Below are 12,332 nucleotides of genomic sequence, written 5' to 3' on the forward strand. Positions count from 1 at the left end.
ACTTTTTTATGCTCAGATACTACATATATTAGCTGCCAAACCTTACATTTTTAGAATGCCATAAACAGTGTAGTATTATGCAAACATTCTTTAAATACCTATCCAGTGGTATGTCTTTTTTGTTTTTGTACGTTGGTACACCATCCTGCCCTTGTTTTTCCTAATACGTGATTCTAACCAAGTGACTTCCAAACCGGAAATTTTCGGGCAAGAACTGTTCAATATCCAAGTAGAGGGAAATCATTTTGTGTCGGAAGGAACAGGGTTCGGGGCCTTGGCTGCCTTTGTCACCGGCCTTCTTATTTACTTTTTGTTTCTCACTGTTTTCAAAAGGAAACGTCCACAAACATAAATGAAGACCACCCGTGATAGGAAGTGGTCTCAAAAACAGGCAACTTGTTGGCATGAGTCCGGTATCATACCGGGCTCATGCCTTTTAGTTTTTTTCCGGATCCTTCTGCTATTGCTGTTCCTTCACTGCCTGCCGAATCGCCTGCTCACTCCATTGATCCAGACGCTCCTGTACACCAGCTGGCAATTGGCGGTAGAACATGCCTTTGAATTTGATATCGAGCAGTGCTGCAATCCCTGCCAAAAATATGATCAACAGGATGTAGCCTGTATTGTTTTTCATTATCTGGCCCTCCAATAAGGTGAATTACTCTAGTAGTTACATAATACATGCCCTTAACTCCTGTCCCCGCAGTACTGGGCTATGCCCTACTTTTCTACTAGTTAAAGATTAACCTAGAAACTACTATTCATCTTGTAAATAGTTCACTTACGAGTCGAAACATTTTAAAAGGCTGGTTCTTTAACAAATTCAACGAAACTGTTGTTTCAGTTTTGCCCTTAGTAATTACTATCTTCTCTTCTGTCTCATCCACACTAACTACTAATCCTTGCATTTCAAATCGGGATACCCTTTCAGCGAAGTCAACACTTGCATTATCTAGTTGGAGACGTGCTTGATCAGAGATTCTCCTTAACATTTTCCAGATTTGTAACTCTTCTCTTGATTTCATATAAAGTTCAGGAAGTTCCTTTGCTTCTTTTACATTATTTAAGGTAGTTATCATATAATGTATGATCCCGTAATTAACTGGTTTAATTGTCTTTGAAAGAGAACTCCATACCTTAACTTCGAACACAACATACTTTCCCTTTTTACTTACTATATCTAACTCATCTGCGGTACTCACATTTATTTTTTCAATTTCACCTATTAAAGAAACACCTGTACGATCTCCAAACGTTTTTTTAGGAAGGTACAATCCAACATACTTTGCTTCCTGCCACCCAGGGTTTAAATATTCTCTGTCTATGATAAACCTCTTATTTTTCATACTATCCTGGTAAATATCTTCGCTTTCTACTTTTCCTATTATAACCTTCTCGTCCAAGGAGGATGTCCAAGAACCCAAGGTTCCCTTTGGAAGAATCCCCTCTTTTTGAAGTTCCTCGGGACTTTTTTCAATTAGCCTTTCGATAAATTGCTCTACTAAGCGTGTACTTTTAGGCAAGAAAGGCAATCCACCGATATTAACCTGGTCAATACTCTTATAGAAGTCATGCTCTTCAAAACTTTTCTCATCAAACCAGGGAAATAATACATACGCTCCAAAAGAATATCTTTCATAACTTCCACTTTCATTTGTTACGAGTGCATCCCTATAGCGGTGCATCGTATTAATATCTTCCTCTAATGGACCGGGATGTCTATAATGGCGCCTATAGTAAGTACCGGCCGCAGCAAAATCTAAACGGTATTTTGCGTCAAATATATACTGGTAAGTATAATCTTTACCGTTTTTTTCTATGCTTAGTATAGAGTCTGGCTTCTGTGAAACAGTTGGTAAACCACGATTAGCTCTTTGAAAATGTAAAGTAATCTTCTCATTTGTAACTGGATGTTTAAATACCCTTTTAGCAGACGAGGTTTCATCCAATTGGACAAATAAACCACCGCGCTTAACCTTAATAATATCATGACTTATCATAGGATACTTCGCTGCTAATATTTGGCCTAATTTGATAAATGTCCAATACTCATATAATGTAGCAACATCTTTTACAGACATTTTATATAACTGTCCGTGAAGAACAAGTCCGCGGGATACGGTTAAATAAATTTTATAAACATCCCTGTATCCCGGCGCCATTTGCATGACCAGGCTCATAACAGAACGATCAAGTTCCCCCACTTGCCTCCAGAAAGGCGCCCTCCTTTTCCCTTCAAGCTTTATCTTCATCTTGCTAATTTTCTCGAGTAACTTCGTATCACTATCTTTTTTATATGGGTGCCTCGATAATTCAATAGCATTTAGCAGCCCTTCTAGCTGATTTTCTAACCGTTTCATAATATATTTGATAAATTGGTTTTCTAAAGTATTATAAGATAGTTCTTTTTTTACGTTAAGACCATGTTCTGGCATCATGTTTTGCCCGTTTACTGGTAAACCTTCTGATACCTTTCTGAAGAGTTGTGGCCTCTTTCTTAGATAATTACGGCCAGCTGCATTCATCTTTTTTAGCTGGTCTCCCCTCACCTTCTTATACGTCTTATTTAATTGGTAATGGGGTTGTCTCTCAATAATATTAATGGACTTCATCAAACGGGTGAAATGATTATTAAATATACGATAGAACTCTGACCATGTAGGTTTAGAAGTAATCGAAGTCGTTGCACCTAAATATGTTTTTTTTATAAAATGGTATGCTAGATTATACACTTCATCATTAACTTCATCCAATAGCTTTTTATAATCCTCTTTATAATTTAACTTTATCGGAAAAATCTCCATCGTAACTTGTAATAAAGTATTTCTATTCTCGTCATGAATCTCAAATACAGAATATCCTACTTCATTTTGAAATTGAAGATTTCCCATCAACACCTGATGAGGGTATGTACCAACACGTGAAATTGCCTTTCGTAAAGCAGGGTGCTCATGATAAAAAGATAACCTTTTATCACTTTTGGGAGTAATTACTAATTGGTATACACGGTTTTCAAAAAATATAGGAGCTACAGCCGATTTACTTGTAAGTTTTTCTTCTTGTAGGTCATAAACTAATACCGATTGAACGCCTTCTCCCGTTGCGGAGAACTCCATCGTTTGGTCCATTTCGATCATCTTATAATTTTGTAATCCCTCATATTTATCGTGATAAGGTTTTCCCTTTATATATAGGTGAAAATCGGAAGTTTCTATTTTTACTAATTCCGTATCTTCATTAACCGCCCCAGAAAGAAGTGAAGCCATCAATCTGCCCCCTTCTTAACATTTCATATACTTTCTTCGCAGATTTCGGATACTTAGCATTATTAATAATTTCTTCTTGGTTTTCTGGCTCTTCCTCTTCAAATTGGTGATTAGTACAGTATTTATAGATAGATTCTAATACATTAAAAGCCCTTGGTTCACTTGCCGTGATTCTCGGTAATATTTTCTGGTGAAGCTGATAATCAAAAGCATTCTCAAAACCCATTAAATATCTACTATATATTAAATAAAAACAGATCTCATCACGAACCCTATATCCTATATGCGCATGAATTGGTATAAGCAGCTTATTTAACTCTACAAGCCGCTCCGTTACATCATGTATGATTTGCTGGTGTTGATCATATGCATCCTTTAAATGAAGATACTTAGATTGGATGCGTTCATTTGGTATTAGTTTTGGACTCGGTTCTTTAGTACTAGAAAAGTTAAAATGGTCCAGTAATACTTCATTGAACTCAATCATGTTTGCACGATCTAATACTTTCTTGCTAAATGGGTGAGTAGTTTCATCCATATTAACCGTACCGATAACATATAAATTAGGGGGAATGGTTAATTTATTATCTAATTGACCTTGTTGTAATAAAGAAGATGTTGTAATCTCTCCGTCTTTCCATTTCCTACTTTCAATAACACTTAAGAAGTCACTGAAATAGTATTCTACTCGCGCAAGATTCATTTCATCTAACACAACAAAGTAAGGCTTAGCTTTATCGTTCTGAGCTCTTTGAATGAATGTTGTTAAGGGTCCAGCCTGAAAATCCCCTTTTATATCCACATACCCAAGTATGTCAGAACCATCACTCCAGTCTGGCCTTACAGGCACTAACTTAAATTGCCCATTTTCTTCAGTGGCTCCAAGACTTTCGGCAAACAATTCTATTATTTTGGTTTTCCCTGTCCCTGAAATCCCTGACAAGATAACAAAAGGTTTCGTTCTTAAGGATAGAAACAAATTTTTGACTTCGTCTTTTTTATAATAAAATCCTTTTGACTCAATAAAAGAATAGATATGGTCAATGATGCTCTCATCTGATTCACTTACCATTTCACTTGCCGGTTCATTGACAGTTTGTCCTGACTTATTAATATATTCCTCATAATAGTTGAGCATTACTGATAGATCTTCTTGTAACTGCTCTTCACTAGGTAATCTATCTTTTTCATATGGTATATAAAGAGCAGTTGAATTCCGATATCCTATTGCTTTATTACTAATGCCTAAATCAAGAGCGTTATCTGTATATGTATTAGGATGTACTATAACTTTCCTCCTAATGTCTTGGTTAATATATTCTATCTGTTCTTTTGAATTGTTTGTTACTCCTTGAGCTAAAGTTAAATAAAGCCGTTCCATATCTTCACTGAATAGGTATACAATATAATAGCCCTCTTGTGTGGTTGTAGTAATATCTTTATGCATAATTGCTAACCATGGCACTTGAGCCCAGTTCCCTTGTCCTACAGAAGCTTTTATGATGTATTTATCATTGTCTATAATAGATAAGTTTTTAAATGATTCAACCAGGTCATTTCTGACAAAACTTCCTAATTCATTTGCTTTAAATTGAGTATTTTTCTCAGGAAGGTATTCATTCATTACTCTTAATAACTTTGTCCTAATTTGACCATCCATCATTAAATTCCACTCCTCATCAATTAACCCAACTTCCTCTAAATAGATAAGTAAATTATGTGTTCTCTCTTTTGAAACAGATTCTTTCATTAAGTTCCCTTGTATTGAATTACGAACAATGTACATTGCAAGTTCTGATAGAATTTGCTGTTTTTCCCTTTTTGTATAGTCAGTTAAACCTTTTAATAATTCTATTACTACCTTAAAATATGGCAGCTTTTGTACTATTCTTTTCATGAATTCAGATTTATCTTCGTTTGATATATAGCCTTCAATCTTTTCTATGTTTTTTGTATGATTTCCATCAAGGAACCCAAGCATTCTTAAATCTTGTCTCCCTCTAGATTTCACACGGTATAAATTCCCCTGAATTTGGCTACTAAGTGTCGCTGGTTCATATTTCTCATCTATTATTTCTTCTAGAAATTTAATGACTTTCTGATATTGCTCTGAAGGAAGCTCATCTGTTTGAAATTCTCTTAACCTAATAATGATACTCTCATTTTCATAACTTGCCCTAACAAAGGGAAGTTGGGCTATTAATGAACAAATAAATGTTGATCTCCCTTGATGACTAGCAACATCTCCTCGTTTGAGTTGCCTACTCTCTAATAACCGTTCTATTTCTAATTTAACAGATTCTACTGCTACTTTTATCCGTGGGTTATCAGACTCACCATTATGATATTTAGCTATTGAGTCTTTTGTTTCTATAAAAAAAGATTCTGTATCTACATCAGTGATTCGGTTTGTTTCTTGTTGAGAAATAATTTTTAATTCTTTTATATTAGTTAGGTAAGAAATTATCGCATTAATCAACATAAATTTTCACCTACCATCCTTACTTCAAAGATTAATATAATACTCTTCGCTCAATTTAGGTAGATTGTCTCAAACAGACCATTAAGTAATGAGTATAATTAGCCACGTAAATTTTTCCTCTAACTAATCCCATTTATCAGAAGCGGTACGACCCCTTTGATATATTCCTCAGGAGGTACGTGTCCGTTGCTGCTCCTCCATTCCACGGAAGCCCCATACAGGCCCCAACTCAACATGACCGCAGTGGTTCTCAGCTCCTGATCCGTACCTTCACCATGTTGATGGACCAGCAATTTATGGAAGATGACTTGCAACTGGTCGCGGATGATGCGGGCGATGATGTCATCATATCCTCGATGGCAACGGTTCGATAAGGATAACTGAAAATCCGTGATCGCTTTGAAGAGACGGATGAATGTTTCTTCATTGAGGACACTATTTTCGTAGATGCTGCCTTCCAAATTGATCAGCAGGACTTCGGATAACACCTTTTCAAGCAAATCATAGATGTTGTCAAAATGATAATAGAATGTGGCACGGTTGATCATCGCTGCTGTGGTGATGTCTTTGATGGTTATATCCTTGAACTCCTTCTTTCCCGAAAGTTCAATGAAAGCGTCCATGATCAACCTTCGCGTACGAAGAATACGGGGATCCGTCTTAGATTCACTCACGTACAGTCCCTCCTGGTTTTCCAACAAATTCTCCGATCTGTTGTATAAACGACAGAACCGATGAACTATTGGTGTTTCTGCTATTCATTATGGACTAATATAGAAGTATAAACAATCAGATTTCTAGAACAAAATATTGCTTTTCTGACTCTAGAAGAAAGAGGGGAATTACATGAACAATAATTTTTTGATTTGTGACATGGAAACCGGTGTATGTGGTACAGCAGATGATGCGGTGATGGAGATGATCGATTTGAATCCCAAGAAAAAAGTAGACCTCTATTATGTGACAGACCCGATCTGCTCCCATTGCTGGGCGCTTGAGCCCACCCTTCGCCGCTTCAAAGAGCAATATGGACATTACTTCAACTTCCAGACCGTAATGGGTGGACTGTTGGAAAAATGGGGATTCGAACCGGTCGACCCTGCCAACGGAATCTACGGACCAGCGGATGTCGCCGGACACTGGAGAGAGGTCGGGGAACAAACGCGTATGCCCATTGATGGCTCCTTGATGGTTGAAAATCCCGTCCAATCCTCCTTCCCGCCTTCCCGTGTATTCAAAGTCATTCAGCAAAGGCATGATGACGAACTGGCCTTTGAATATATCCGCCGTGCCAGGGAAACGCTGTTCGCATTCAATCAAAACATCGGAGAAAGACAGGTCATGATCGATATTGTAAACGGGCTGGGCCTGGATGGCGAGGCAATCGTCCATGAGTCTGAAGAACAAACCGGAGAGCAGCTATTGCACGAAGACTTCTCACTCGCCGGAAAGCTAGGTGCAAGAGGCTTCCCTACCATTGTCATGGTGAATGAAGAAAACACAGGGGTAAAAGTTGTCGGCAGCCGCTCCCTGAATTACTATGTTTCCGCACTGTCTCAAGTTTTGAATGGCGAGGAACCGAAAGCGGGGCAGCTGCCCAGCCTTTCCAAGCTCCTCGAACAGGAAAAGCTGCTTTTCGCCAAAGAAATCGAGGTCATGTATGATGTGAATCCATCCGACCTTCCATCATTTGTTGAAAATGAATTAGCCCCAGGCACATTTGAAGAAAAGGAACTGCTCGGGGAGAAGTATGTTGTGAAGGCGTAACGGAAAAATGATTGCAGCTTTGAATAATATTAGAAAAGAGTGTTTTCACCAATCTATCATGGCGAAGACACTCTTTTCTCCTGAACCTATAAACCGTGCTGACTATACCTGTTAGCTCCCGTGTACTAGTGCCTAATCACTCTAAATAATACGCTTCTTTAATTCCCCAATCACACGCTTTGTACGGTTAGTGATAAACTTATCAAAGTCGTTCTCAAAGATTCCGTCTGTATTTACATCTATCAAATGACTTTTCATTGTATCCTCTAACTTGCTGTTCTCACCCCTAAATTTATCCATATACTCACTTGGGGGCTTGGAACCAATCCGGGATTTATTTAAAAATTCATCTACCAAGGTAATATTAAAGACATTATCATACTTAAATTCGTCTGCTTTCCCCTTCATATAACTTTTTGGGAAGAAATGATGGTAATTTTTGCTTGTAGCTATTTTTAACCAGTCATTGTCTAATGTAACAATTGAATCATCATCAAACGCTCTAGGTAAAAAAGAACTGTACAGACATAGTATCGCTTTTACGAATCCTCTATTTGAATTGAAATGACCTCTAGCGATTAAACCGTCTACTGATAAATCAAGTGGTTCATATCCTACATAATTTGGCTTTCTATTATTGGATATTTCTATTATTTGTTTGATATCTTGATTAATTTTTGCATCAGAAGCATTTGAGTACCTTTCTGTCAAAGATACTCTCCAAAAAAAGTCTTCAAGGTAATTGCTTTGGCTTTCATTCGGTCTTGGAGAATTATTTAAATAGAAAAAGTATGAGTATGAGATCAAAATTGTTGGATTTGGTAATAGTTTAGATACTTTTATATTATTCTTCCGTCTCAGATAATCAATAGCATATTCTAAAGCGTCTATTGCTTTACCCCAAACATCTATAAAAGCGTCTCTCTCAAGTGATAGAATTGTTTTCCCTGTACAGCTTCTACGAAGTATAATAGCAATCAATTGTAGGATAGATTTTAGTTTTACAGTACCATATCCTACAGAGTCTAGATTTCTTTGAACTTTATCAAACTGTTTAAATAAATCAAAATCTCTTTCTGCACTATATGTTCTCGCCCTCATGATCTCCTCTATACTGAGTGATTTACCTGAATTATTGATTCTTGCAAAGATGTCCGTCGCAGTATATAAAGTCACGTGAGAGATAACTATTATTGAGAATGGATATTGCATAATCTTTTCTTTGTAACTATTAACCTTATTAAATATCTCTTCAGGGCAGGAACGCAAAAATTGAGCATTAGCTTTACTGTCCATTAAATCCATTAATGATATGAACTCATATTCTCTTAATCCTTCATGATCTGTAATAACTAAATCCTCTGATTCTTCATCTTTTGTAAGGTCAATATATAACATGGAGAAATCTTCTGTAGTGTTACCCTTTTTTACTTTAGCACCCTTAAGACTTGCGTAAAAACTCGTTATCCTTTGTTGCCCATCTAATACGTAGTTTGTTTTACCTCTATTGTCTGTAGGTAAATCAATACCACCAATATTTCGTATAGATCCTAGGTATTCATCTGTCTCCCAAAAAACAAAACTCCCAATCGGATACCCTTTTATTATAGAATCCAAAAGTTTTGCCGCTTCCTTAACTGTCCATACATATTCCCTCTGAAACAATGGTAATTTTATATATCCACTATCAATTTCGTTAATTATTTGTTGATATGTATAGCTATCATTTTTTAAACTGGGCACTATTGATTGCATTTTTTACCACCTACAATTTTATATTTTAACTTAATTGCATGGTATAACCATCACAATATTATATCAGATAAAGCATATTCGCTAAACAAGAGATTTAGAATTAGGTTTTTACAAAAAAAAACCGTTTTTACTCAATAGCAAATAGGTTTTATACATAGTGAAAAAATAACTAAACATTTCCATACTAGTGGTGAAGCCAGATGAATATATTAGGATGGTAATTGGAGCGATACGAATAAAATCTCCCATACCAAACCCTACTAAATTGTTAAAATATGCCCCCTCTGCCAAAGCCCAATCGATTATAGAGGTGAAAGGGGGGATACAACATGGCACAAGCAATCAAAATTGATTCCACGCTCCGCCTCATCCTGAGGGAAGGCACAGACCTGGAAACAGGAAAAGACATCTATCGCACAAAAAGCTTCACCAACGTCAAAATCGGTACAACACCAGAGCAGCTCTACCCTATCGCCAATGCACTGGTCGGCCTGCAGCAGCTGCCGCTCTACCTGATGGAGATCCGCGACACCTCATTATTGTCGGAATAACAACGATTAATGGATAAGATGGAAAGGAGGAATTTAAATGAAAAAGCTGGAATTGAAATTTAAAAATGCGATGGGGAAAATCGTCACCTATTCCCTGGACACCCCGGTGGAACCCGCCGACCCCGCAGCCATCAACGCAGCCATGGATGAAATCATCACCCAAAATGCCTTCATCTCCTCAGGCGGCGACCTCGTCGAAAAGCACAGCGCCCGTATCGTCGAGCGCAACACCTCCGACATTGACCTCGGCTTAGAATAATGACCACTGACCCAGCGGACCGTGCTCTTGGCACCGTCCGCTGACTTGCTTTAGGGAAGACGAATGCGAGAGGAGTCACTCAGATTAAATCAGATCAGTAGAGTATCGATATATAGAACCCCACTATTTTATAATCCACTCTGGCTCAGCACTTTCCTATTCCAAAGTAAAGGAGGCACCTCATCATGGAAACCTTCATTCCTTTCATCGCAGAAGTGGGCTTCCCGATAGCGGTGACATTCTATCTATTACACCGAATTGAAGGGAAGCTCAATCTGTTGATCGAATCAATCCATGAACTTCCTGACAGAATGAGATCTATTAGCAACAACAAACACGAGGAATTCAATGCCGACATCAAGCAAGTTCATAATAGATAAGGACATAAATTAAATTTTCCTAAACAAACTTAAAAAACACACCACAGTCTATAGCGTGCTCTCCGCAATATATACGGAGACACGCTTTTTTTTCATTTAACCCTCTTCTTTATTAATTAATTTTCAACTTTTTTCAAAAGGTGCCCTATAGGACGTTCTCCATTCCCTTTCCTTTAAGGATAATTATCTGTGAGAAGGAGGTGGGAAGGTGACCAATCTAACTAGTAGAGAATTCGGTAAGTATATAAAAAGAAAACGGCTCGACCGCAAGTGGACCCAAGAAAGACTAGCAGATGAAACAAACATGGATGAAAAGTATATCAGTAAACTGGAAAACGGAAAAAAAGATCCCCGGTGGTCAACAATAGCAAAAGTAGTTCAAGCCTTGGACCTTCCCTCTATCGACATAAAGGAAATGCTTGAAAAGGATCGCACATAAATTTCCTCTTACTCCTTCATCACACCTCAAAAGGAGCTATCCCATGACCTATCAGAAACCCTCGTTCGAAGAAATCTACCAACAGAACCAACGACGAATCCACTACCAAATCAGCAAACTCAACATCATCGACCCACACAAGGAATATTTCCAGGAAGGCCTTTGTGCCATGTGGAATGCTTATGAACGCTATGAGCCAGATAAGGGACCAATGGCCACCTATTTCAACTACATGATCCGAAACCGCCTCATCGACCGACTCCGCAAAGACATCCGGGAACAAGAGAAACTGGAAAGCTACATCCAAGAAGAAAAAGCCAACTATCTAGCTGATGAACTCTCCCTCCCCCCTGATGAATCTCCGGAAACCCCTTCTGCATTCACTGAATTGCTTTGGGACAAACCCTCCTTATGGATACAACTCAAATCCCGACTGACCCAGAATCAATGGAAATGGGTGTACTATTTCATCATCGACAACATGCCAATCAAAGAAATCGCCATACAGGAAAATACCACCCAGGAAGCAGTCAAAAGCTGGGGGAAACAAGTATGGAAAAAGCTGCGCACCGAGGAATTCCGCCAGTTGCTGAAAGAAGAAATGATGAACTGATATAAAATTACAGGTGTGTCCGTTTTCCGGGCACACCACCTTAAAAACATATAGACAAGGAGCAGGAACATGAACTACATAAAAGAAATCAATGCCTTCTATAACAAAATCGTCTTCCAACCACTCTCTGGATCAGCTGTTTCCCTATGGCATGCCCTCATGCATTTCAATAACCTCAGCGGATGGAAGGAAAAATTCTCTGTCGCTGTTTGCATGCTGCAGGGAAAATCAGGACTTAAAGCGACCGCTTTCAAAACCGCCCGCACAGAACTGCAGGAAAAAGGATATATCATCTGGCAGAGCCAGGGAAGCAACCGCGCAGCCATCTATCAGATCATTTCCCAAGAGACAGATTACCATGAGGAGAGAACAGTCCAGCCTGTCCATCCATCAGCAGAACAGGAGAGCCTCCTAATAACCCCTCCGGCCCCCCTTAAACCTGACCACAGTGCAGACCACACATTAACATTCGTCCACACTGTTGACGACACTATGGACCACACTCACGACCACAAAGCCGACCGCACTTCCGACCACAGTCCCGACCCATTATTTAAACAAATACATAAACAAGATCAAACAAAACAAAACCAACCAGCAGCTGATGCCGTCCGTTTCTACCAGGAAAATTTCGGAGTCATCAGCCCATTCATCGCTGAAGACATCATGAGCTGGATCAACGACATGGGTGAACCCTTGGTTTTGCATGCAATGAAACTGGCTGTGTCACAAGGCAAAGTGACCTGGCGGTATGTGTTTACAGCCATCGAATTGACCCAGTAATGCCATCTTTTTGACCCAAGCCGGACATCAATTTGAT

Annotated in this window: 11 protein-coding genes and 1 pseudogene; 7 read left to right on the forward strand and 5 right to left on the reverse strand. The window is 38.5% G+C overall.

Translation table 11 applies throughout. From position 1 onward, the window contains the following. Positions 1–460 precede the first annotated feature (460 nt). From ACFOGI_RS14435 to ACFOGI_RS14450, 4 genes are all read right to left on the reverse strand, one after another. Positions 461–634 (reverse strand): hypothetical protein, encoded by a 174-nt coding sequence (locus tag ACFOGI_RS14435; protein WP_390274035.1) that lies wholly within the window; start codon positions 632–634, stop codon positions 461–463. Positions 635–761: 127 nt separating this feature from the next. Then, positions 762–3,266 carry a DUF2357 domain-containing protein gene (locus ACFOGI_RS14440; protein ID WP_390274038.1) on the reverse strand — a complete coding sequence of 835 codons (2,505 nt, stop codon included), beginning with the start codon at positions 3,264–3,266 and terminating at the stop codon, positions 762–764. After that, positions 3,238–5,748 (reverse strand): McrB family protein, encoded by a 2,511-nt coding sequence (locus ACFOGI_RS14445; protein WP_390274041.1) that lies wholly within the window; start codon positions 5,746–5,748, stop codon positions 3,238–3,240. The genes ACFOGI_RS14440 and ACFOGI_RS14445 overlap by 29 nt, the downstream gene beginning before the upstream one ends. A 119-nt stretch (positions 5,749–5,867) precedes the next feature. Beyond that, positions 5,868–6,422: a TetR/AcrR family transcriptional regulator gene (locus ACFOGI_RS14450; RefSeq protein WP_390274043.1), complete on the reverse strand. Its 555-nt coding sequence runs from the start codon at positions 6,420–6,422 to the stop codon at positions 5,868–5,870. Between the two features lie 172 nt (positions 6,423–6,594). On the opposite strand from ACFOGI_RS14450, the gene ACFOGI_RS14455 reads away from it, so the two are divergent. Continuing rightward, entirely contained in the window at positions 6,595–7,515 is a 921-nt protein-coding gene (locus ACFOGI_RS14455) for a DsbA family protein (protein ID WP_390274045.1), read from the forward strand. 141 nt (positions 7,516–7,656) lie between these two features. On the opposite strand, the gene ACFOGI_RS14460 is transcribed toward ACFOGI_RS14455, so the two are convergent. Next, positions 7,657–9,270 (reverse strand): GmrSD restriction endonuclease domain-containing protein, encoded by a 1,614-nt coding sequence (locus ACFOGI_RS14460; RefSeq protein ID WP_390274048.1) that lies wholly within the window; start codon positions 9,268–9,270, stop codon positions 7,657–7,659. 329 nt (positions 9,271–9,599) lie between these two features. Here ACFOGI_RS14460 and ACFOGI_RS14465 point away from each other — a divergent pair, with 329 nt between their 5' ends. From ACFOGI_RS14465 to ACFOGI_RS14490, 6 genes and pseudogenes are all read left to right on the forward strand, one after another. After that, positions 9,600–9,821 carry a DUF1659 domain-containing protein gene (locus ACFOGI_RS14465; protein ID WP_390274050.1) on the forward strand — a complete coding sequence of 74 codons (222 nt, stop codon included), beginning with the start codon at positions 9,600–9,602 and terminating at the stop codon, positions 9,819–9,821. A gap of 37 nt (positions 9,822–9,858) precedes the next feature. Next, on the forward strand, positions 9,859–10,080 hold the full coding sequence (locus tag ACFOGI_RS14470) for a DUF2922 domain-containing protein (RefSeq protein ID WP_390270475.1): 222 nt from the start codon (positions 9,859–9,861) through the stop codon (positions 10,078–10,080). A gap of 185 nt (positions 10,081–10,265) precedes the next feature. Beyond that, positions 10,266–10,397: pseudogene (locus tag ACFOGI_RS14475) on the forward strand (YvrJ family protein); the annotation flags it as partial. A gap of 271 nt (positions 10,398–10,668) precedes the next feature. Then, entirely contained in the window at positions 10,669–10,899 is a 231-nt protein-coding gene (locus ACFOGI_RS14480; RefSeq protein WP_390274052.1) for a helix-turn-helix domain-containing protein, read from the forward strand. Between the two features lie 43 nt (positions 10,900–10,942). After that, complete coding sequence (locus tag ACFOGI_RS14485) at positions 10,943–11,512, forward strand: sigma-70 family RNA polymerase sigma factor (protein ID WP_390274054.1); 570 nt, start codon at positions 10,943–10,945, stop codon at positions 11,510–11,512. 69 nt (positions 11,513–11,581) lie between these two features. Then, entirely contained in the window at positions 11,582–12,295 is a 714-nt protein-coding gene (locus tag ACFOGI_RS14490) for a DnaD domain-containing protein (protein ID WP_390274056.1), read from the forward strand. Positions 12,296–12,332: the final 37 nt, after the last annotated feature.

This window comes from Virgibacillus xinjiangensis (assembly GCF_042643145.1).
Classification (GTDB): domain Bacteria; phylum Bacillota; class Bacilli; order Bacillales; family Amphibacillaceae; genus Virgibacillus_O; species Virgibacillus_O xinjiangensis.

Coding starts and splice junctions, on each gene's coding strand:
- ACFOGI_RS14435 (WP_390274035.1), bottom strand. CDS start 634: ATGAAAAACAATACAGGCTACATCCTGTTGATCATATTTTTGGCAGGG.
- ACFOGI_RS14440 (WP_390274038.1), bottom strand. CDS start 3,266: ATGGCTTCACTTCTTTCTGGGGCGGTTAATGAAGATACGGAATTAGTA.
- ACFOGI_RS14445 (WP_390274041.1), bottom strand. CDS start 5,748: ATGTTGATTAATGCGATAATTTCTTACCTAACTAATATAAAAGAATTA.
- ACFOGI_RS14455 (WP_390274045.1), top strand. CDS start 6,595: ATGAACAATAATTTTTTGATTTGTGACATGGAAACCGGTGTATGTGGT.
- ACFOGI_RS14460 (WP_390274048.1), bottom strand. CDS start 9,270: ATGCAATCAATAGTGCCCAGTTTAAAAAATGATAGCTATACATATCAA.
- ACFOGI_RS14465 (WP_390274050.1), top strand. CDS start 9,600: ATGGCACAAGCAATCAAAATTGATTCCACGCTCCGCCTCATCCTGAGG.
- ACFOGI_RS14470 (WP_390270475.1), top strand. CDS start 9,859: ATGAAAAAGCTGGAATTGAAATTTAAAAATGCGATGGGGAAAATCGTC.
- ACFOGI_RS14485 (WP_390274054.1), top strand. CDS start 10,943: ATGACCTATCAGAAACCCTCGTTCGAAGAAATCTACCAACAGAACCAA.
- ACFOGI_RS14490 (WP_390274056.1), top strand. CDS start 11,582: ATGAACTACATAAAAGAAATCAATGCCTTCTATAACAAAATCGTCTTC.